The following is a 21,148-nucleotide window of genomic DNA, read 5'->3' as shown; positions in this document are numbered from 1 at the left end:
CCTGATCGTTCCCACGCTCTGCGTGGGAACGCATCCCGTGACGCTCCGCGTCACATCCAGAACGGACGCAGAGCGTCCATGGCAGCATTCCCACGCGGAGCATGGGAACGATCAAATAACACAGGTCTAGTGTGGAAGCGGACTTGCTCGCGATAGCGTCAGAACTTCCACCACCGCACTCAAGTAGCGCACAAACAGCGGGCATCCAGCCGCGAACATCCTCGATACGACAGTTTTCCGTCCATTACGACGTGCTTTCTCGATATGGCATGCCCGCTGCACACCTCCTCCCCCGAGCACTTCAAACCGTTCGGGGAGCAACGCATGAACACACAACTCAAGCCCACCTTGGGCACGCTGCATTTATGGGGTATCGCGGTCGGTCTGGTGATTTCCGGTGAATACTTTGGCTGGAGTTACGGTTGGGGCGTGGCCGGGACGCTGGGCTTTTTGGTGACGTCGTTGATGGTCGCGACGATGTACACCTGCTTCATCTTCAGCTTCACCGAACTGACGACCGCTATCCCTCATGCGGGCGGGCCATTCGCCTACAGCCGTCGAGCATTCGGTGAAAAAGGCGGGCTGATTGCCGGGCTGGCGACGCTGATCGAATTCGTCTTCGCTCCGCCGGCGATTGCCCTGGCCATCGGCGCCTATCTGAATGTGCAATTTCCCGCCCTCGACCCGAAACACGCAGCGGTCGGCGCCTACATCGTGTTCATGGGGCTGAACATCCTCGGGGTCAAACTGGCCGCGACGTTCGAACTGGTGGTCTGCGTGCTGGCCGTCGTCGAACTGCTGGTATTCATGGGCGTGGTGGCGCCGGCTTTCAGCTTCAGCAACTTTGCCCTCAACGGCTGGGCCGGTACCGATACCTTCGGCGCGCCGGCGATTGCCGGGATGTTTGCGGCGATTCCGTTTGCCATCTGGTTCTTCCTCGCCATCGAAGGCGCGGCCATGGCCGCCGAAGAAGCCAAGGATCCGAAACGCACCATTCCCAAAGCCTACATCAGCGGCATCCTGACCCTGGTGTTGCTGGCCATGGGCGTGATGTTCTTCGCTGGCGGCGTGGGCGATTGGCGCACCCTGTCGAACATCAACGATCCGCTGCCACAAGCGATGAAAGCAGTGGTTGGCGAAAGCTCTGGCTGGCTGCACATGTTGGTATGGATTGGCCTGTTCGGCCTGGTGGCAAGTTTCCACGGGATCATCCTCGGCTACTCGCGGCAGTTCTTCGCCCTGGCCCGCGCCGGTTATCTCCCTGCATCGTTGGCCAAACTGTCGCGTTTCCAGACCCCGCACCGGGCGATCATTGCCGGCGGGCTGATCGGCATCGCGGCGATTTACAGCGATGGCCTGATCAACCTGGGCGGCATGACCCTCACCGCGGCGATGATCACCATCGCGGTGTTCGGCGCCATCGTGATGTACATCATGAGCATGCTCAGCCTGTTCAAACTGCGCAAAACCGAGCCGCTGCTGGAGCGCACTTTCCGCGCGCCGGGCTATCCGCTGGTGCCAGCCATCGCGCTGTTTCTGGCGGTGGTGTGTCTGGTGGCGATGGCCTGGTTCAATACGTTGATCGGGATGATCTTTCTGGGTTTCATGGCGGTCGGTTTTGGGTACTTCCAGATGACCGCACAACTGCGCGCCGATGCCCCCGCCGATGCAATGCTGACCGGGCTGTAAACACTGAGGAAGCGCTATCCAGACGGATCAGGCCTACAATGGAACTACTCAAAGGTGGTATATGCATGACCGTTGCGCGAAATCCTTCGCCCGATGGCCTGCCCTTAAGGAGAGCCCTATGCCTTGGTATGCCTGGTTGATTCTGGTTCTTGCTATCGGCTCGATTGTCGGCGGATTAATGATACTGCGCGACACCGCAAACAAGGTGGAGCTGACCGAAGAGCAACGTAAACGCGTGGCTGAACGCAACGCGGAAGCGGACGCCAAGGATGCGCGGGATCGTTGACTAAAAACCCCCGCCATTGAGAACCAATGACGGGGGTTTTCTTATCTATCGCCATGCACAGAACTGTGGCGAGGGAGCCCCCTCGCCACAAATAGCGCCTGACTTCAAATCCCGGCAAGGGCTCCAGCGCTTCTATTTTTCCCATTCAGCCTTGGCAATGTGCAATCCGTGCATCCCCTTGTAGGCCGCGCGCTCAGGCTGGCTCCAGCCTTCGAGCAATGAATCTTCAAGCCGATAGATCTCCACCCCCAATGGACGACAGACGCTCAGCGGATCCTGCGCATCCGGCCCCCACATCGCGAGCGACAAATCACCTCCCGGGCACGTGGACAAGGCACAGAGCAAATCGATTTCGGCAAAGAACTCCAGATAGTCGCCCTTCTGTGCCGGGCAGGCCTTCATGAAGTACATGTCGTCGTGGTTGAGACCGGTGCACTGGAAGATATTCAGCACATCGTGTACGTCAAACTCGGTCAGGCCATGGGGCAATACAGCGCGGGTCAGGTTCGAATGGCAGTGATGGTGGAAATCTTCACCGGTGAGCATTTTGTTTACATAAGGATCGCAGCGGGTGCCCAGCAAATCGTGCAGTCGACCACCATGTTCATCGATACCGTAACTCGCCAGGCTGTCATCGGTGATGGTCACCAAAGGCCGCAAAAACGGCAGGTTCGACCAGAGCCGGTCATGGGTGCTGACATGCGCGCCCTGCAATTGACGGGTACGTGCAGCCCACAAACGTTCGCGCGGATCATTGGCATTCCAGACATTGAAATCCCCCACTTGCGGGCCGACCGGGGTGGTCACGCGAAAGACATGCCCGGCCGGGACCTTCCACGCACGACCCGTGCGGATCGGGACTTCGAACTGGTCGATCAGCGTGCGACCGTCCCTGGTGTCACGGATCCGCTCATAAAAGGCCTTGTCCACCTGCAGGGCCGAGCCTTTGCTGACCTGGTAAGCCGCGGGATAGTCTTTGTACATAGTGAACATCCTCGATCAGGGGTGGGAAGTGTGGCTGAGCATGTCGAGTAACTGCTGCTCGGAGTCGTCGAGGTAAAGACTCATCGCCTCCTGAGCTGCAGGTTTTTTGCCCTCGGCAAGCAAATCGTGAATCTGTCGATCGCGCGCAAGCCAAGGTGTTTGAAAGAGCTCCTCGTCGGGTGCAGCACAAAACACCAAGCGCATCTGGGCGACGATGTTCGTGAAGAACTCATCGAACAAGGGGCTGCACATCAGCCCAACAATATGCTGGTGAAAACACAGGCTGTGGGTGCCGACGGCTTGCCAGTCCTCGCGCTCGCGGGCAAGTTCCGTGGCTTCGATGGCCTCGAGCATGCGATCGGACTGATACTCGCGCAGTGGCTTGCTGGTGGCGATGGCCTGCAACTCCAGAGTGCGCCGGACCTGAAACAGATCGCGCACTTCATCGACGCCGAGGCGCCGCACCACCACACCCTTGTTGCGCACATAGCGGGTCAGCCCTTCCTGCCCCAAGCGATGCAGTGCTTCGCGAATAGTGTTACGCGAAGCGTTGTAGGCTGTCACCAGATCGCTTTCGATCAAGGCCATGCCCGGTAACAATCGGCCACCGATTATGTCGGTCCGTATCTCCAATGTGATGTGATCGGCCAGGGAAAGTCCGCTGCTCATGGTCATCGTCCCTCATGATTGTTCAACAATCGTCAGATAACGAATAACCACTATTCGTGCCAATTCTGCGAATGACGAAAGCTTACGCCTGCCATCGCTTGAACAACACGCTGGCATTGACCCCGCCAAAGCCGAAGCCATTGGACAACGCATACTCGATTGCCAGCGACCGTGCCTGACCATGGACGATGTCCAGCCCTTGCGCCGCTGCATCCGGGTTCTCGAAGTTGAGGGTGGCCGGAACGATTTGATCGCGAATAGCCAGAATCGTGAAGATCGCCTCAATTCCGCCCGCAGCGCCCAAAAGATGCCCGGTGGCGGATTTGGTCGATGTCACCGCAACCTCTTCGTGTGTACCGAATAACGACTTGATCGCGGCGATCTCGCCCAGGTCACCCACCGGCGTAGAGGTCGCGTGAGCATTCAGATGCTGCACCTGCGCCGCGCTGATTCCGGCCTGCGCCAATGCCAGCGCCATGGAACGCCGCGCACCGCTGCCATCTTCCGGGCCGGCGGTCAGGTGATAGGCATCGGCGCTGGTGCCATAGCCCACCAGTTCCGCCAACGGTCGAGCGCCTCGGGCCAGAGCATGCTCCAGCGCCTCAATCACCAGAATCCCCGCACCCTCCCCCATGACAAAACCATCGCGCCCACTGTCGAACGGTCGCGAAGCGCGCTCGGGAGTATCGTTATAGCCACTGGACAATGCCCTGGCCGCCGCAAAACCGGCAAGACTGACACGATCAATTGCAGCTTCCGCGCCGCCGCACACCGCAATATCGGCTTCGCCGCTACGAATCAATCGCGCGGCATCACCAATGGCTTGTACGCCTGCGGCGCAGGCGGTTACCGGCGCCCCCAGCGGCCCCTTGAAACCGTGCTGGATCGATACATGACCCGCCGCAAGGTTGACCAGAAACGATGGAATCGTGAACGGCGACAAACGCCGCGGGCCGCGACTATCAGTCGTTCTCACCGCATCGGCAATGGCACCAAAACCACCGACGCCGGATCCGATGATCGTCGCCGTGCGCTCTTGGGTCCGAGAGTCAGTGGCGGTCCAGTTCGCCTGCTCCAATGCCTCTTTCGCTGCCGCTATGGCGAACATGATGAAGCGATCCATTTTCTTCTGCTCTTTGGGCGGCGTCGTCCGATCAGGATCAAAGCCCGCTTCAGCATCCTCTGCCAGAGTTGGCACCACGCCGCCAACCTTGGCCGCCAGATCAGCCACCATCTCCTCCGGTAGCCGCCGCAACCCCGAACGACCGGCCAGCAAACGCTCCCAGACTTGCTCGACACCGCAACCCAGCGGAGAAACCAGGCCCATGCCTGTCACGACAACTCGACGACCGTTCATACGCTAAACACCTCAAATCGTGTCATGGACCAAGCCCCTCACTTGTAGCGAGCCGCCGCGCTGCTCTTCGACAAATTCGGCCCCAACCCATGGCGCGCCGCAACAAAGGCGTGCCAATCCGCCGCATCCGGCAGCGAAGGAATCGTAATCAACTCCCCTTGATCAAAGCCGGCCAATGCCGCGTCGACCATTTCCCCTGCGTCCATCACCATTTCCGGGGGGATCGCGCTGGCATCGATACCTGAACGCTCCCAGATTTCCGTATGCGTTGCCCCCGGCAACACGGCCTGCACCCGCACGCCCAACCCACTTAACTCGGCGTTCAGGGATTGGGTCAAACTCAAGACGTAAGCTTTGGTCGCGCTATAGGTTGCATTGAAGCGCTCCGGAATCAACGCCACCACCGACGCCAGATTGATAATCGAACCGCGCCCGACAGACGAAAAATTCTGCGCAGCGGCAGAAGCCAAACGCGTGACAGCCACCACATTGAGCTGAATCATCCGCTCCATCTGATCCATATCTGCACTGGCCAGCGCCCCATCGGCAGCGACACCGGCATTGTTCAACAACAGACTGATACTTGGGTCGCTGCGCAAGCGCTGTTCGACATCCAGCAGATCCGCCTTGAGCGTCAAATCCGCTTTCAACACTTCAACCTGCACACTGTACTCGTCACGCAACCTGATCGCGGCCGCCTCCAGTCGCCGTTCATCGCGAGCGACCAACAACAAGTCATAACCACGCGCCGCCAGCCGCTCAGCGTAAATCGCACCGATTCCGGACGATGCGCCGGTGATGAGGGCTGTACCTTGGGATTGGACCGGGTTCATAGCTGCACTCCTGGGAGAAGCTGTGGGGGATCTGAGTGCCTTGGCAGTCAAGGCACCTCAGGGGGATGTGCGTTTATTATAGTCATAATACAAACAAAATATGATAGTAGTAATTTTTTTTGAATCTGACAAAAGGCGAAATGACTCGCCTCATTGGATTGCTCATACATCAGAAGACAAAAAAGGCCAGTCAATGACCGGCCTCGAGCACTAACGCATGGGCTTCAATTGACCTCAAGCTTGTCGCGATTCTTGTCCAGAATCGCCTTGCCGATCCCCTTGACCTCCAGCAACTCATCCACCGACGCGAAAGGCCCGTTACTCTCACGGTAAGCAACAATCGCCTTGGCCTTGGCCTCACCAATCCCCGAGAGCTCGCGCTGCAAGGTAGACGCATCGGCCCCGTTGAGATTGACCTTTGAGGTGGTTTGCCCAGCTGGTGCTACTTGCGCAGCGACAGGCGCAGTGGCCTCCTGTTTGGCAGGCGCAGCGTTGACAGCAAGAGAGGCGCTGGTCAGCAGAGCAAAGACCAGGGACGAGAAGTAGGCTGTACGCATAAGTGACACTCCATGACATCGATAAGGGAGAAGCAGCTTTTCCGAAGCTGCATCTCTAAATTAGGTCATATCATGTACATGTCAAAAATGGCTGCGTTACAGCATATGTAACGATTCACACTTTAACCAGGCTAAGCCAAGAATCACAACCAGACCGAAAAATGTAGCTGTGAGCAAACCAAATATCCACTTCGTCGCCGAAGTAGCAACTCGTTTATATTCATGGTAATACAATGTATTTGACCAAGGTTCCTGGAGCTAAAAATCTGACTACAGAGGAAGACTTCCGGAAAAAGCGGCTGAAAATCCCGCCTATTACATAGGTAGGGCCAATCCCTTAAAATCCAGCTAATCGATAACTATGGGACTTAGCACTAACAGCGGTATAGGCGAGACTTCCAGATACTCCGCACTAACACATGATTCAATGCGCTACAGGTTGCGATTTCCTGGGCTATGACGAAAAAACCTCGACAAGTATTGCTGCCAGACCCGAAGAATACGAGACTTCTGTTGGCTCATGACCGCAACAACTTTTGGTCGTAGAACATCTATTTCTCCAAGTTCCTTCTGAAACCATCGGTCGTCCAACCCGTACTCGTTGACCATGACAGCATAATGAGCCGGGCTATTAAGTAGTTTATTTAACTTCAGCAGCCCTATCATTTGATAAGGCTTCCCAAGCCACTGATTATAGCTCAGAAACAACATAGCCTTTTCGATATCCAAATGGAGTTCACTCGGAATATCCTTGCGCTTGAGCAAATCTCCAAAGCCCTCAGATATCTGCTCAGCTGTCACATCGTCGAAAAAACTATCGGCAATCAGGTAGTGCTCATTGATTGTACGAATTGAATTCGTCACCGTCTGGCTACTGGCGTTCTCACCCGGCAAGAGCCTGAAATTAATGAGCTCGCGTTCAAATATATGTATCGGATAGTGCTTGACCAACCGCACCCACATATCCAGATCTGGAAGTTGCCGTAGACGGTTACTATACATACCAAGATGATCATAGCAGGACTTGCGAATCAACATCGTTGGGTGGCAAATGCAATTGCCCAATTCAAAAAAGTGCCTCAGCCAAGCACCTTGCGAGCGATTATCCCGATCGAACGCACCGCCAAAAGAGATGGAGGCCTTATCCATCGCTTGACCGTTTTTGTCTACAAATCGAGCCCGCCCGAAACAGGCCCCGATTTCAGGATTATCCCGCATGAACTGCACTTGGTAAGCGAGTTTGTCACCGTCAATCCAAGAGTCATCAGAGTTAATCAGCGCGATAAATTCGCCTGATGCTCGTTCGATCAGTTCATTGGTAACGACACAGGCTCCCCGATTGACTTCATTAGGAAAGAACTTGATTCTTTCGTCATGAATAGAGGCAACAACGTCCCGCGTGTTATCAGACGACCCGTCATCGGAAATCAAAAACTCAAAATCCACGTCGACCTGACTAAGTACACTCTCAATTGCCTGAGCGACAAAATTTGCGTGATTATAGGTAGCCATAATCACAGAAACTGTTGGCGACGTCATACCGAGCGGCTCCGCTTCACAATTTTAACCAAAATATTTTTTAGTGCTACCGGAACAATTGCGCGAATGAAAACCAGAACGATAGGGGGCATATAATTCAACAGCGAAGGGATGACCCTCAAAACTGGCTGGCTTACCGTTTCGGCGACGTTTCCGATTTGCGAAGCCGTGATCACATGCCGCAGACGGGCAGAAAGGTGCTCAAAATCATCATGGAACACATGATCGGTGAGCGCATCATACGCAGGAATTATGTCTAACTGGAACTTCAGCTTTTCGATATGCGGTGTCTGAGTCCAGACGCCCGCAGTATGAAGCCGATAGACTGACATAGGCTCCTGAAGGAACCCAATCAAACTGCTTCGGGCGAGGCAGATATTTGTAATCCAGTCATAAGACTTAATCTCAAACATTGCCTTTGGCAACCTGGCCAATGCCGATCGTCGATACATGCACGTCGAGAAATTACCCACCAGATTGTCGGCAATCAACTCGCGAGCTGAAACCAGCCTGTATCCCTGCCCGGCAGCAACCCTAGGCGTCAGCTGAGCACGATCCTCCTCATAGACAAAATAATTAACGGAGCATAGGTCACTTTCCCAATGCTCCCTCAAAAAATCGGCCTGACGCTTGAGTTTCCACGGACTGGTCCAATAGTCGTCGCCCTCTAGAACGGCTACATACTCTCCAGAGCAGGCCTCATAACCTCTTTGGTAGTTCTTTGTTATGCCTAAATTGACGCTATTGTCCAGATATTTGAAGATAAACCTGTCGTCCACCCCATCAAACTCTTTGATGATCGAGAGAGTATCATCGCTGGAACCGTCATCAGCCACTACCAGCTCGATAGGCCCATCAATTATCTGACCAAACAGACCATTCATCGCCTGCCGAATGTGCTTTTGATGGTTATAGGTAACCAGCAGAATAGATACATCAACCGTTTCTTTGATCACTGACTTATTCCTCTGCGGGGGGAGAGATTGTGGGGAGCAAAAATCTCCGCATTCCCATCAACTATCATCAAACTTTTACTGAACGCCGTCATTTTCTCAATGGTTCTCTAGTGAGAGGGCGCGCAGGATTACCGACCACCGTCACGCCTGCGGGCACGTCTTTGATCACCACAGCGCCCATTCCAACAATAGCGCCGCGACCAATAGTGAGAGGCTTCCCTGATGCACCCTGAATGATGCACGCACCAGCACCAATATAGGCGTGATCCTCAATGACAACGTTACCGTTGCACCTGACCCCTGGAGCAAAAGTTACGAAGTCGCCGATAACACAATCATGCGCAATGTTAGAGTAGTTATTAGCGTGAAAGTATTTCCCGATTTTCACATTCGAAGTAACGGTGACAAACGGCGAAAGCATTACACCGCAGCCGATTTCATTTGAATCAAGAATGACAACGTTATCGGCGATAATTGCGAATGGCTTGGCACCTGTACGCTCGCACATTTCCGCGATACGGGCTCTGACTTGTGATGCGCCAATGGCTATATTGAAAAAAATATCGCCTTCCAGGTTTAAAAAAACATCAAGAGAAAGTACCGAATAATTATTAACCTTGTCAGTTGCAACGTCGCCTTCTACTACAAAAAAAAGCTCCGCCCGACCACTAGACAGTTCAGCGGCTAACGCAGCATTCGCTAAAGGCATCACCTCTCGGCCGTGACCGCCAGCTCCAATGATACCGTAATACTTTTTCATGACCGTTACCGCTCTAAGTAATATGGACTATTATTTAGTATCTGATCGAACGCTTAATATACCGACAGATCATATCAATCTCTTCACGCGAGAGGGTATGATAAAGTGGCAAGCACAGAATACGACGCGATATATCTTCCGAAACGGGAGAGCGTTGATCATGCACATAAGGAAGTTCAGATAGCGAAGGATAAAAATATCGCCGCGGGTACACATTATTTAAATTAAGTGCCTCCATAACCCTCAGAAGCATGGCTTCGCTTTCAAAGACCACCGGAAAATAAGAATTATTGTAGGTTGTATCGTCTGCAATTTTCTGAAAGCGTACAGGCAAACCCGAAAGCTCACGCTTATAATGATTACAAAGCTCTGCACGAACCTTCAGGATTTCTTCAACGTATTTTAAGTTGGTCAACCCCATTGCTGCGTGAACTTCGGAGTTTTTGCCGTTAATCCCCACACCGCCAAAATCGGTCAACGACGAATGACCAAAATTTCTCATCATCGCCATATTTTTCAGAATTTCAGGATTAGCTGTAACTACTGCACCACCTTCAATTGTATGAAAAAGCTTTGTCGCATGAAAACTGCAGGTTGCAATATCCCCGTATGACAAAAGCGAACGGTTTTTATATTGCGTACCAAAAGCGTGGGCCGCATCATAGATAACGCGCAGATTGTGCTTCTTTGCAATCAGCTCGATAGCTTCGACATCACAAGGATTACCAAACACATGAGTTGCCAGAATCCCGGTTGTTTCCGAAGTGATGGCTTGCTCGATTTTTTGCGGATCGATATTCAAAGTATCGGAACAAATATCCACCATAACTGGCTTGCAATGTTCCCAGACGATACTAGAAGTAGTAGCAACATAGCTGAATGGGGTGGTTATTATCTCACCGCGCAGATCGAGAGCTCGTATTGCAATTTGAAGCGCAATAGTGCCATTACTAAGAAACAATAAATGTTCAACATCAAGTTTTTCCTTGAGCTTCAGCTCGAGTTCGTTTACCAACGGTCCATTATTGGTAAACCATTCACGATCCCAAACCCCTTGCAGGTAAGCCTGAAATTCACCAAAGGGAGGTACAAACGGCTTCGTAACTGTAATATTCATGAGCGTCCCGAAAAGCAAAACTATTATTTAGTTCTATTAAATAGTGATTTGAGTTTTCCGCACCACGAGGAACGAAACACCTCCAACTCAGCCTCCGCCTCGCCAATACGAAGCTCCAGCATTTCAATTACCTGAGCCTGTTTTGAAGACTCTTCCGCCACTTTGAGTGCATGCGCTACTTGAGCCTCAATGGCCTGTGCCTGGACAAGAGCATTTTCTTCCATCTTGAGAATATGCGCCGCCTGCGTATCGATAAACTGTGCGCGAGCCAAAGACTCCTGCTCTACACGAGCGAGCTTTTGCTCTTGAACAGGAGGATTGTATGTGGAAAGCGAATTAATCCAATCCGCTTCATTTTTAGTAACCACATCAAAATCAACCTGCACTTCAGCTACATCAGATTTTCGTGCTTCAATGATCAGCTCATTGTGAAAAGGTCGAGACTCGAGGCCTCTAAACATCTGGTCAGCGCTGTCGCGGTAGGATTGAAAGGACACCGTCCTGAATCCGGCTTCAACTAGAACCTCAACCAACTCTTCCGCATCGTAAACAAATTGGTGTCCCCAAGAACGCATTCCTTCATTCAACATCATACAGCGCGTATTCGGTTGCCAGAGATCCCCCCACTCACCAATGGCCCCTGTCATATATGAGTATGTTAAAAAACGCAGATTGGGCGTCGTGATCCTTATGGCTCCGTCCGCAGAGAGCACTCTATGGCACTCTTGCAAAAACTGCACAGCTTGCGAACGTGTTATGTGTTCAATGAAGTGTTCATTGAACATATGAGTCGCAGAACCATCAGGGAAAGGCAATGGGTGTGTAAGATCCAGCAACATGTCCGCAGTTGGCGAGTCAAGATCAATATTTATCCACCCTGGGAAATTCACTGACCCACATCCAAGGTGAAGCTTATTATTAATCTGGGACATGCGTAATCTCTCGAACTTTTACTTCATTATGCCAATACGCTGCGGCGTATATTTGTGGATGGCCAGCACTCGACAGTGTAAATTTTGTAGAGATAGGAACGAAGTCTGCGACCACCACGTCCCCTATTCTCAGATCCACCGGTTCAGAAAGCATAGACGCTACCACATAGCTTCCCTCACGAAGATACGCAGTGAAGCGCCACTCTATTACGTGGACACTCCCAGCCTTGACATCCAGTAGGTGGTTGTCATGCTCGATTCCGGTATCTGAGTAAATAATATCCTGACCGTTCTTGTCGCGAATATGGTATGCCAACCCTAACCTGTGTGTGGCCTTGTTCACCTGCACGACTTGTCGGAGGATCACTTTCTGACCAAAGTTCACTGAATCTATCGCTTGGCCACTTTCATTCAACAACGCAACATTTATGAACTCTGCGACGCCGTTCTTTATCCGCTGAAAGCTGGCCATTGACTGAAAACTTTCAGCGCCATCAGTAAACTCAGCTGAGACCATCGCGGACGGCTCGACAGACTCATCTAATACTCGTTCGGCTCGCTGGCTCTCGATCAAAGCAGAGTAATACTTTTCAACTGCCGTATTTACATCGCCCAAAAACTGGCTTCGTCCGGAGTCCAACAACAGTGCACGACTACACAGTGACTTCACTGAAGCTGTATCATGACTGACGAACAGCACAGTGGAACCACCAGCAATTATCGTCTGGATCATCTTCGCACATTTCGCCTGGAAGTATGCGTCACCAACCGATAGCGCCTCGTCAACAATCAAAATATCCGGATCTACATGAATGGCAACCGAAAACGCCAAGCGGACCATCATTCCGCTCGAGTATGCTTTTACTGGCTGGCCGATAAAACTGCCTATGTCCGCAAACTCAACAATCTTATCGTAACGAGCGTCCGTTTCTTCCGTACTCAAACCCAGTACGGCCGCGTTCATATAAACATTCTCGCGCCCGGTGAACTCTGGATTGAATCCCGAACCCAATTCGAGAAGCGCGGCGATTCGACCATGGGTCTGAACGCTACCGCTGGTAGGATTCAACGTCCCGCAAATCATTTGCAGAAGAGTGGACTTACCACTTCCATTGCGCCCTATGATGCCAACGGTTTCACCTTTCTTGATCTCGAATGAAACATCATTCAGGGCCCAAAACTCTCGGTAATATTGGCGACCCGACATCAAAAACTGCTTCAATCGATCATGAGGCTGATCATAGATTTGATAGCACTTGCTGAGGTTTTCAACCTTGATAGCGATACCGGACTCAGAGGACATCAGCAAACCCCTTGCGTGTTTTCTGGAACCAGGCGAAACCCAGCCACATCACTAATGTCCCCACCAGTATATGAACTAAAATACTGAAGAAATTGGGCACCTGCCCCCAAAACAGCACATCTCTGGCTTGCTCAATCACAGGCGTCAGCGGATTCAGCATCAAGATAGGTCTATAAGCTTCAGGTAATGCACTCGCCGGGTAGAATATCGGCGACAAGAACATCAGCACCGATGTCAAGATCCCTATGAACTGCGCTATATCACGCAGGTAAACCCCCAGCGCAGCCAAGCCCCAGGACAACCCCATCATCATCAACACCAGTGGAAGTACCACCAGCGGAAGGTACAAAGCGGTGACGTGTGGCGCCCCAAAAAAAATCAGATAAGCAATCATCCATACCCCAAGACTTATCAGAGCATGAAACAGTGCCGCCCCGAGACTTACCCAAGGAAGTATTTCTAACGGATAAACCACTTTCTTGACATAATTCGCATTAGCAATAACTAACCCCGGAGCACGATTTATACATTCCGAAAAAAGGCTGAATACCATCAAGCCGGCAAAGAGAATCAGTGCAAACTCGGTTTTAGAGTCGCTGCCGCCGCTCCAGCGCGCCTTAAATACGACACTGAAAACAAAGGTGTATACCGCGAGCATGAAAACAGGGTTGAAGAACGACCAAAATACTCCCAACACTGAGCCGCGATAACGCCCTAACACCTCACGCTTGACAGAAGCCTTGATCAACGAACGATTTCGAACAAAACTTGCGATCATTTCGCGCGGCGATATTGAAAAATTCTGCATCAGGCAAACTCCCCTGAGTTAATAAGGGCTTTCGTTCTGGCCTCTTGGGTTATAAGTAACACCACTGGCGTTGGCATCCTGGACTGCTGCATGATGTTAGCGATCAAATGAAATTCAATCCATTGGCGAAAAATCGTTAAACTTTTTCGAAGGCTTGCGACCAGGCAAGAAGACTGGCTTGGCCCTATCCGAAAAAAACCATCTTGTATTTCTTCTACTCGGCGAACCAGTCTCTGGCACACGTCACTGATTGAGAATAAACACTCAAACTGCCGAGAAAGAGCTAACTGGCACAGTTCTTCAATACTATTCATTTGTTGATGAAAAATAGCTTTCGACCATGCTGTAACACTTCCCTTATAGCTCTTTAGAGTAGAGAAAAAATTACGTGAGACAATGTCAGAGCCCAGGAGTTTCAAAATTCACGAAGCCTTGGATCTATTAGCTGAACAAACACAAAAAGGTTGTTGATCATAGACACCCGCAAAAACCAATACACCTGATAAAATGGAGCCCTGGCTGAACGCCCTAAAGGCGCGTCGAGGATACCTCAAAACGTCAACGAATAATACCTGCGAGCCCGTACCAAGCGGGCGGTTCAGGCCAAGTAGAGCCTCCCCCGCGGGGTTAGGGCATATACCATTTTCCGCCGATGTGCGCGGCCAGGTGCATGCCACCTGCAGGCGCCTTGACCCAATGGCATGAGCCCCGCCATACAGGCACTCGTGAGAAGGGGGTAAGTTTTTTTGCGCCCGGAGCTGTCAATCAACCACCGAATGCACGCAAACACGAAAAGGCGATCTTGTCGAAAGTCGAGATTGACACGACCGAAGACTGGTGGCGCAAGCACGCAACACCCTTCTCAAAGGAAACCTCGTGATTACCACCGCAGAAACGACATGGCCGACTCATGAATCAACTGCGCGCATAGAATCGGCCATCGTATCAGCAAGCGCTCGTCAGGGCTCGAGGCGGCGCTGCTGGTAAATCCAGTCGACAATCTCTCCATCAGGGGTATAGCCACTCACGGTGTCACGCAGCAGCTGTCTGACTCGAGAGTAATCATCCACCTCTACCGCAGCAAGCAACTCAGTCAACCTTGCCTTGAGCACATCCCAAGGCAGATAGTCTTCATTCGCGCTCATGATCATCGGATGCTGGGTCGCCGAGACATTGTCGCCAATCAGCAACTCTTCATACAACTTCTCACCGGGACGCAAACCGGTGAACTCGATGGCGATGTCGCCATGCTGATTCTTCTCCGAACGAACGCTCAAACCAGACAGATGAATCATCTTCTCTGCCAATTCAACAATCCTGACCGGCTCGCCCATGTCCAACACAAACACGTCACCGCCCTGCCCCATGGATCCAGCCTGAATCACCAACTGCGCCGCCTCGGGTATGGTCATGAAATATCGAGTGATTTTCGGATGGGTAACGGTTAATGGTCCGCCGGATTTTATCTGGTTGTGGAATAGTGGAATTACTGAACCAGAAGACCCCAGCACATTCCCAAAACGCACCATAGTGAATCGGGTCTTGTTGACGCGGGATACATTGGCTTTGTCACCAAATAACACCGGCGCCAATTCGCAACTGAGCGCTTGCAAGGTTAGTTCAGCAAGTCGCTTGGTGCTGCCCATCACATTGGTAGGACGTACCGCTTTGTCCGTCGATATGAGTACAAAGTTCTCAACACCCGCCTGCAAAGCCGCCTGCGCCGTATTAAGCGTACCAATAACATTATTCAGCACGCCTTCGGCAATGTTGTGCTCCACCATCGGAACGTGTTTATAAGCGGCAGCATGATAGACCGTATCTACATTCCAGGCGTTCATTACATCAAGGAGTTTATGGGGATGACGAATAGACCCCAGGATTGGTAGCAACCGGACAGACGATGACTCACGGTCGATTCGGCGCTCCAGCTCGGATAAAATGCTATAAAGATTGAACTCACTATGATCAAACAACAAAAGCGTGATCGGGCCAAGCGAGAAAATCTGCCGGCAGAGCTCCGAGCCAATTGAGCCGCCAGCGCCAGTCACCAGAACCACTTTTCCCTTGATGCAACGAGCCAACAAATCGGGTTGCGCCGGCACAGAGTCTCGACCCAACAAGTCGGCTATATCTACCTCCTGGATATCATCGACCTTCACCCGGCCGCTGGCCAGATCGGTGAAATTCGGCACACTTCGTATGTGAAGCGGAAAACCTTCGAGAAAATTGAGTATCTCTCGACGCCGGGCACGAGTCGATGACGGCAGCGCCAGAAGAATCTCCTGAGCACCGGTAACATCGATCATCTGTTGAATATGCTTGGGCTTATACACCTGCAAACCGGATATTGATCGATCCGCGATACTCGCATCATCATCAATAAACGCCACGGGGCGCATCACACGCCCCATGCGCAACGCTGCGACCAGTTGGTTACCCGCCACACCGGCGCCGTAAATGGCAACCTTGGTCAAACCGTCATCCCGGTTGGTGAACGGCACATGCTGAGCGGCGGTAAACCAGTCCCCCATGAAATACTGGCGCATGCAAAGGCGCAGGCCACCAATGATCACCAGGCTCAACCACCAGTAATTGAAAATGATGGAGCGCGGAACCACGTTCTCATGGTTGCTGTACCAATAGACTACAACCGCCAGAATCAACGATGAAAGGCTGACTGCCTTGATGATGGCAATGAGGGCATCATTGCCAAAATAGCGCATGACCGCGCGGTACATTCCGAACCGGATGAATAGGGGGATCGCGACCAATGGCGCACAAATGAAAAGCCAGGAATGCACTTTTAGCGGATTGTACATATCATCGACACCCAGACGGACGATGAAAGCCAACCACAGCGCAACCCAGACAAGGAAAACGTCAGTGCCAACCTGCAACAGCCTTTTCTGCCGTCGCGGCAAGCCCAATAAAAACGATCGTAATTTATCCATTGACTCGCCCGATCACCGCTCCCACTCCCACTCCCACTCCCACCCCCCAAAACTTAGTAACTCCCGGCATTGTAGCCTCCTTCATGAACAGAATACGACCACCGGGGCACCCCTCGTCGGTCCACACCTGATATGACTGTCTGGACGATCAAAGGTTGCGGGGCTAGCCCGCTCGTCAGCGCCTCCCCAATCCTGTTAAGCTTGCCAGACAATGCCTACCTCGTGATGACTGCTGAAACCACCGCCGCAACTGACGTATCCCAAAGACAAAACCGTTCGAAATCATACTCATCCCTTCTTTATCGGTACTAGATTTACTATATAGCTGGCGCGCGAGAGATCGAAATCATGGAAAATCAAAACAACGGCCGTCATTTTCGAGCCCCCGCCCCCTCATCGTCGCGAGAGACCCGGCCGGACGGCACTGACAAAGTTGCAGTACTTATTTGCACTTACAACGGTGCAAAATTTCTTTCTGAGCAGCTTGATTCGATTTTAAACCAGTCGCACAAAAACTGGTCAATTTACGCCTCGGACGACGGTTCGGAAGACGAAACACTGAAAATACTGCAGAGTTACCAACAGCGACTCGGCGCCGATCGACTTTCCATTCTGTCTGGCCCACGCCAAGGCTTCGCCAGAAACTTCTTATCACTAATAAAAAACACGACAATAATTGCCGACTACTTTGCGTTCAGCGATCAAGATGATATTTGGCTTGAGAACAAGCTAGAGAGAAGCATCGCTCAGATAAATGGTACCCCAGGACAGCCAGCCCTTTATTGCTCAAGAACAAGACTGGTAAATTCAAAACTGGAGCCCATGGGCTACTCCCCTCTATTCAAAAGTCGTCCATGCTTTAAAAACTCATTGGTGCAAAGTATTGCAGGTGCCAATACGATGCTAATCAACAATGCAGCCCGAGAACTCATGCTGCGCATCGCCGCCGATGCCCCTGTTGTGGCACACGACTGGCTGGCGTATCTTTTAGTGAGTGGTTGCGGCGGAAAAATCGTATATGACCCTCTACCCACGCTAGACTATCGCCAGCATGAGGGCAACCTTATTGGTGCCAACGCCGACTTGAAGAACCGACTTCTGCGAATTAGAAAAATGTTGACCGGTAGGTTCAGAGAGTGGAGTACTCAAAACCTTATCGTCATTAATTCAGTCAAAGAAAGTTTAACACCTGAAAACAAACAGACACTTCAACAGTTCGAGCTCGCGCGACAAAGCGGATTAATTTCACGACTTCGCCTTATAAAAAACAGCGGTGTCCATCGCCAGACACTGAAGGGAAACGTCAGCTTAATAGCAGCCGCAATTCTTAATAAAATTTGACCCGTGCCACCCTTCACGCCCCTTTGCAAAGCTTCCAGCTACAACTTAAAACTGAAAAGAAAGGGGCGTTTGCAGTAGCCGCCCCAAAGGAAAAACCATTTAATCAGCACTTTTTATCCGTGTGCCGGCCTCGCAGCGAGCGATCAGCGCACCACTCCCGCGTGGAATTTCCACGCAAGATAAAAGAGCGGGGAATAAGCAAGAAGGCATCCCCAACCTCCCCCCAAGCCTCCAGCACCAACGAATAGTGATATGGGTAATAACCAGCCTATATTTATCAAGATAACGGCTACTGTGACCACCAGATGATTTTTTGAGCCTTGAGCTGCATGCTGATAAGCGTGACTACGATGAGCCTGATACACCTTATCCCCTCTTACCAGCCGCCGCACTAAAGTCCATGTTGCATCGACAATAAAAACACCTAGCAATATCAGCCAGCTCCATAACAGCTCAGGCTTTTCCCAAGCCGCGTGGAGCACTAATCCGCCTAGAACGATGCCAAGAAACCCGCTTCCGGCGTCCCCCATGAAAATCTTAGCAGGTGGGAAATTCCAGCAAAGAAACCCTGCGACTGCCCCAGCCAAAATAAGCGGAGCCCACATTAGATTCGTGTTTCCACCAAGCCAATAAACCAGACAAATCCCCAGGCACACACTTATCGCCTCAGCACTAGCCAGGCCATCGATGCCGTCCATGAAATTGTAAAGATTAAGCATCCACACCAGATAGATCAGCGCAAGGATGTTACCAATCACACTTAAGTCAACCAGAACTCCAAACAGTGAGATGGGGGCAAGGCCATTGAGCCAGAAGAGTGCCCAGCCGGCTGCTATAAAATGCCCCAACAGCCGCCATCTGGCGGCGATATGCCCATGATCATCGGCAAACCCAATGATCGCTACCAGCAACCCCGAGCCCAGGAGCCCTATAAGCGCTGGCGCACTCAACAGCCCCAACGCGGTCAGTACAGGGAGAGCCAATGCAAACGCGACCACGATAGCCACCCCTCCGCCACGTGGCGTAGGAACGGAGTGGGAACTGCGCTCATTGGGGATGTCCATCAGGCTTTTGGCCAAAGCATAACGGCGCAAGACCAGGGTAAAAATCCAGGAAACGGCGAATACTGCCAGTAACACCCACCAAAAAATCATTTAATTTCTTTGTCCCGATAATGGTCCGCGGTCTGACGCAGGGCTCTTGCAGTACTTATAGAAGGAGCCCAGTGCAGAAGCACCCTTGTCTGGCTGATATCAACTTGCAGCGAATCGCATAAACGCTGAGCAATCGATTTTTTTCCAAAAGTTGAGGCCGCTAGATTCAACATACCTGTAGGTATCGGCAACAATCGAGCGCTCTTACCTAATGAGTGAGCCATGCGTTGAAGCAACTGGGTTGTGGATAAGTCCTCACCGTCGCTGACTAGAAATGTGTTATCCGCGGCGGCCGGATGATCGATGCAGGTCACTACGAGATCTACCAAGTTACCTAATGCCACCAGACTGCGCTGATTGCGAATAGCGCCCAACGGCAGCGGTATGCCCATGTCCAACCAACGCATCATGCTCAGAAAGTTGGCTTTTACTCCCGGACCATAAACAAGCGGCGGACGGATGATCACGACTTCCATACCTGTATCCAGGCCGATTTGCCTTAACGCATCTTCAGCTTCTCGCTTCGATATCCCATATGGGTCGACAGGTGCGGGACGATCGTCAGCTTTGAAAGGTGCACCTGAGACGGTACTTTCGCCGTTAACCTTGATCGAGCTGATAAAGATGAAACGTTTTACGCCAGACTTTGCGGCTTTCTGAGCGAGTCGCACAGTCCCGTCAACATTGACCTTTCGAAACTCCACCAGGGCATCCACCGCGGTTTCGTTCATCACATGCACCCGGGCAGCGCAGTGAATGACAACCTGAACATCATTCAGGGGGGGCAACACCGTTGTCTCATTCAGATCGAATGGCACAACGCGACACAAGCCACTCAAGCGTGTAACACCGCGAACGGCCGCCACAGGGGTGAACTTCTTATCGAGCAATAACCTGAAGACCACAGCCTCGCCTACAAACCCCGTCGCGCCTGTGACTAAAACCTGCGGGCCTTTCATTTAGCTTTTTTCCCGATCACCGCCGTGGCGCAACAAATACAAAAGAAGAACACCTTATCGCGCGCACGTCGTCGGCATTTCCAGGCACTCAGTGAAAGCTTTAATAGTTGCCTGCGCCCAAGGCGCAGCCACCCTTGGACAAAGGGATTGCCACTTTGCCCAACCAGGCATGTGATGAGCCGGACTTGAGAGAACCACCAGCCGTCATGAATGGTTTTATAGCGTGCAATCAACGGGTTTATCCCGGTATTGGCTCCCACCTGATTTCGCTCATGTTGACGGTAGTGCATGGTCGGTAGCGGGTCGATGAACCATACATAGCCATGGCTTCGCGCATAGGCATAGCAGTACCAGTCGTGCAGGCTGACGTCTTGCAGTTGCTGCCAATTGGCGAGCATGGAAGCCTTCAACGACGTCGCCAGACTCTTGCCAAACACGTAAGTGCAGCCTGGCCCGGCCGCCTCGAACAAGAAGTCCCAAGTGACCTGCGGCTGAGCCTTATCCAGTAACAGGGTTCTGCCATTCGGCCAGAAGGCGGTGACGTTACTCGAATAAGCAGCATATTCGCCGGTATTCAGAGTCCGAGTCGCCCTCGAGAGTTTATCAACGTGCCAAACGTCATCCTGATCGGCAAAGGCAATAAAGTCATAGCCATCGAAATCAACATCACGGATCAGCCGGAAAAAATTACGCGAGGCACCACCAAAAGAGCCGGCAGCCGGCAGAAGGACCACGCGAGTATGCTCAGCCGCATACGCTGCACACCAAGCCTCGGTACCGTCCGTTGAAGGGTCGACGCTGATATAGATCGTTACGTCTACCGCTGACTGAATGAGGATCGAGGCAATCTGCTCCTCGATCCATTGCATTCCGTTGTAAGCCGCCAGTAAAACCGCAACTTTGGGATGTTCTACTGGCATACCTATCCTGCTTGCACCGGCTGAACGTAA

At 52.0% G+C, this 21,148-nt stretch carries 19 protein-coding genes; 3 read left to right on the top strand and 16 right to left on the bottom strand.

Going from position 1 to position 21,148, the window contains the following annotated elements:
* Window positions 1–324 precede the first annotated feature (324 nt).
* Together eat and AC07VR_RS24250 are read left to right on the top strand one after the other, a co-directional pair.
* Window positions 325–1,689 carry an ethanolamine permease gene (eat, locus tag AC07VR_RS24255; protein WP_495012792.1) on the top strand — a complete coding sequence of 455 codons (1,365 nt, stop codon included), beginning with the start codon at window positions 325–327 and terminating at the stop codon, window positions 1,687–1,689.
* 118 nt (window positions 1,690–1,807) lie between these two features.
* Window positions 1,808–1,975 carry a DUF2897 family protein gene (locus tag AC07VR_RS24250; protein WP_494993824.1) on the top strand — a complete coding sequence of 56 codons (168 nt, stop codon included), beginning with the start codon at window positions 1,808–1,810 and terminating at the stop codon, window positions 1,973–1,975.
* Window positions 1,976–2,107: 132 nt separating this feature from the next.
* Here AC07VR_RS24250 and AC07VR_RS24245 read toward each other — a convergent pair whose 3' ends face one another.
* From AC07VR_RS24245 to AC07VR_RS24185, 13 genes are all read right to left on the bottom strand, one after another.
* Window positions 2,108–2,959 (bottom strand): urea carboxylase-associated family protein, encoded by an 852-nt coding sequence (locus tag AC07VR_RS24245; RefSeq protein WP_495012791.1) that lies wholly within the window; start codon window positions 2,957–2,959, stop codon window positions 2,108–2,110.
* A 15-nt stretch (window positions 2,960–2,974) separates the two neighbouring features.
* On the bottom strand, window positions 2,975–3,628 hold the full coding sequence (locus AC07VR_RS24240) for a GntR family transcriptional regulator (protein ID WP_495012790.1): 654 nt from the start codon (window positions 3,626–3,628) through the stop codon (window positions 2,975–2,977).
* Window positions 3,629–3,710: 82 nt separating this feature from the next.
* Window positions 3,711–4,985, bottom strand: coding sequence for a beta-ketoacyl-ACP synthase II (gene fabF, locus AC07VR_RS24235; RefSeq protein ID WP_494993821.1), 1,275 nt, complete (start codon window positions 4,983–4,985; stop codon window positions 3,711–3,713).
* A 38-nt stretch (window positions 4,986–5,023) separates the two neighbouring features.
* Entirely contained in the window at window positions 5,024–5,818 is a 795-nt protein-coding gene (locus tag AC07VR_RS24230) for an SDR family NAD(P)-dependent oxidoreductase (protein ID WP_495012789.1), read from the bottom strand.
* Window positions 5,819–6,042: 224 nt separating this feature from the next.
* A complete protein-coding gene (locus AC07VR_RS24225) occupies window positions 6,043–6,375 on the bottom strand; it encodes a ComEA family DNA-binding protein (protein WP_494993819.1) in 333 nt (110 codons plus the stop codon).
* A gap of 432 nt (window positions 6,376–6,807) precedes the next feature.
* Window positions 6,808–7,914, bottom strand: coding sequence for a glycosyltransferase (locus AC07VR_RS24220; RefSeq protein WP_494993818.1), 1,107 nt, complete (start codon window positions 7,912–7,914; stop codon window positions 6,808–6,810).
* Entirely contained in the window at window positions 7,911–8,870 is a 960-nt protein-coding gene (locus AC07VR_RS24215) for a glycosyltransferase family 2 protein (RefSeq protein ID WP_495012788.1), read from the bottom strand. Before AC07VR_RS24215 ends, AC07VR_RS24220 begins: the two co-directional genes overlap by 4 nt.
* Window positions 8,871–8,958: 88 nt before the next feature.
* Complete coding sequence (locus AC07VR_RS24210) at window positions 8,959–9,630, bottom strand: acetyltransferase (protein ID WP_494993816.1); 672 nt, start codon at window positions 9,628–9,630, stop codon at window positions 8,959–8,961.
* Between the two features lie 34 nt (window positions 9,631–9,664).
* Entirely contained in the window at window positions 9,665–10,747 is a 1,083-nt protein-coding gene (locus tag AC07VR_RS24205; protein ID WP_494993815.1) for a DegT/DnrJ/EryC1/StrS family aminotransferase, read from the bottom strand.
* 23 nt (window positions 10,748–10,770) lie between these two features.
* Window positions 10,771–11,679 (bottom strand): class I SAM-dependent methyltransferase, encoded by a 909-nt coding sequence (locus AC07VR_RS24200; RefSeq protein ID WP_494993814.1) that lies wholly within the window; start codon window positions 11,677–11,679, stop codon window positions 10,771–10,773.
* The gene (locus AC07VR_RS24195) at window positions 11,666–12,982 is read right to left on the bottom strand and encodes an ABC transporter ATP-binding protein (RefSeq protein ID WP_494993813.1); all 1,317 of its coding nucleotides are present in this window, start codon (window positions 12,980–12,982) and stop codon (window positions 11,666–11,668) included. Before AC07VR_RS24195 ends, AC07VR_RS24200 begins: the two co-directional genes overlap by 14 nt.
* Window positions 12,972–13,790, bottom strand: a complete 819-nt coding sequence (locus AC07VR_RS24190; RefSeq protein ID WP_494993812.1) for an ABC transporter permease — start codon at window positions 13,788–13,790, stop codon at window positions 12,972–12,974. Before AC07VR_RS24190 ends, AC07VR_RS24195 begins: the two co-directional genes overlap by 11 nt.
* Window positions 13,791–14,749: 959 nt before the next feature.
* A complete protein-coding gene (locus AC07VR_RS24185; RefSeq protein WP_494993811.1) occupies window positions 14,750–16,744 on the bottom strand; it encodes a polysaccharide biosynthesis protein in 1,995 nt (664 codons plus the stop codon).
* Window positions 16,745–17,092: 348 nt separating this feature from the next.
* Between AC07VR_RS24185 and AC07VR_RS24180 the strand changes: the two genes are divergently transcribed.
* Entirely contained in the window at window positions 17,093–18,085 is a 993-nt protein-coding gene (locus tag AC07VR_RS24180; protein ID WP_494993810.1) for a glycosyltransferase family 2 protein, read from the top strand.
* A 143-nt stretch (window positions 18,086–18,228) separates the two neighbouring features.
* Here the strand turns inward: AC07VR_RS24180 and AC07VR_RS24175 are convergent, their stop codons facing one another.
* Genes AC07VR_RS24175 through AC07VR_RS24165 form a run of 3 tightly spaced genes read right to left on the bottom strand, consistent with a single transcriptional unit; the run spans window position 18,229 to window position 21,118 of the window.
* Window positions 18,229–19,239 carry an MraY family glycosyltransferase gene (locus tag AC07VR_RS24175; RefSeq protein ID WP_495012787.1) on the bottom strand — a complete coding sequence of 337 codons (1,011 nt, stop codon included), beginning with the start codon at window positions 19,237–19,239 and terminating at the stop codon, window positions 18,229–18,231.
* A complete protein-coding gene (locus tag AC07VR_RS24170) occupies window positions 19,236–20,198 on the bottom strand; it encodes a UDP-glucose 4-epimerase family protein (RefSeq protein ID WP_495012786.1) in 963 nt (320 codons plus the stop codon). Before AC07VR_RS24170 ends, AC07VR_RS24175 begins: the two co-directional genes overlap by 4 nt.
* Entirely contained in the window at window positions 20,195–21,118 is a 924-nt protein-coding gene (locus tag AC07VR_RS24165; RefSeq protein WP_495012785.1) for a glycosyltransferase, read from the bottom strand. Before AC07VR_RS24165 ends, AC07VR_RS24170 begins: the two co-directional genes overlap by 4 nt.
* Window positions 21,119–21,148: the final 30 nt, after the last annotated feature.

Source organism: Pseudomonas sp. GW821-FHT02H09, from assembly GCF_059421425.1.
The sequence above is the reverse complement of the archived record's forward strand: the minus strand, read 5'-3'. Positions and strand labels throughout refer to the sequence as shown.

Bases quoted from the DNA above. Each gene is read 5' to 3' on its own strand.
- AC07VR_RS24180 (WP_494993810.1), top strand. From the start codon at position 17,093: ATGGAAAATCAAAACAACGGCCGTCATTTTCGAGCCCCCGCCCCCTCA.
- AC07VR_RS24175 (WP_495012787.1), bottom strand. From the start codon at position 19,239: ATGATTTTTTGGTGGGTGTTACTGGCAGTATTCGCCGTTTCCTGGATT.
- AC07VR_RS24190 (WP_494993812.1), bottom strand. From the start codon at position 13,790: ATGCAGAATTTTTCAATATCGCCGCGCGAAATGATCGCAAGTTTTGTT.
- fabF (WP_494993821.1), bottom strand. From the start codon at position 4,985: ATGAACGGTCGTCGAGTTGTCGTGACAGGCATGGGCCTGGTTTCTCCG.
- AC07VR_RS24225 (WP_494993819.1), bottom strand. From the start codon at position 6,375: ATGCGTACAGCCTACTTCTCGTCCCTGGTCTTTGCTCTGCTGACCAGC.
- AC07VR_RS24185 (WP_494993811.1), bottom strand. From the start codon at position 16,744: ATGGATAAATTACGATCGTTTTTATTGGGCTTGCCGCGACGGCAGAAA.
- eat (WP_495012792.1), top strand. From the start codon at position 325: ATGAACACACAACTCAAGCCCACCTTGGGCACGCTGCATTTATGGGGT.
- AC07VR_RS24220 (WP_494993818.1), bottom strand. From the start codon at position 7,914: ATGACGTCGCCAACAGTTTCTGTGATTATGGCTACCTATAATCACGCA.
- AC07VR_RS24230 (WP_495012789.1), bottom strand. From the start codon at position 5,818: ATGAACCCGGTCCAATCCCAAGGTACAGCCCTCATCACCGGCGCATCG.
- AC07VR_RS24170 (WP_495012786.1), bottom strand. From the start codon at position 20,198: ATGAAAGGCCCGCAGGTTTTAGTCACAGGCGCGACGGGGTTTGTAGGC.
- AC07VR_RS24195 (WP_494993813.1), bottom strand. From the start codon at position 12,982: ATGTCCTCTGAGTCCGGTATCGCTATCAAGGTTGAAAACCTCAGCAAG.
- AC07VR_RS24245 (WP_495012791.1), bottom strand. From the start codon at position 2,959: ATGTACAAAGACTATCCCGCGGCTTACCAGGTCAGCAAAGGCTCGGCC.
- AC07VR_RS24165 (WP_495012785.1), bottom strand. From the start codon at position 21,118: ATGCCAGTAGAACATCCCAAAGTTGCGGTTTTACTGGCGGCTTACAAC.
- AC07VR_RS24250 (WP_494993824.1), top strand. From the start codon at position 1,808: ATGCCTTGGTATGCCTGGTTGATTCTGGTTCTTGCTATCGGCTCGATT.
- AC07VR_RS24200 (WP_494993814.1), bottom strand. From the start codon at position 11,679: ATGTCCCAGATTAATAATAAGCTTCACCTTGGATGTGGGTCAGTGAAT.
- AC07VR_RS24210 (WP_494993816.1), bottom strand. From the start codon at position 9,630: ATGAAAAAGTATTACGGTATCATTGGAGCTGGCGGTCACGGCCGAGAG.
- AC07VR_RS24205 (WP_494993815.1), bottom strand. From the start codon at position 10,747: ATGAATATTACAGTTACGAAGCCGTTTGTACCTCCCTTTGGTGAATTT.
- AC07VR_RS24240 (WP_495012790.1), bottom strand. From the start codon at position 3,628: ATGAGCAGCGGACTTTCCCTGGCCGATCACATCACATTGGAGATACGG.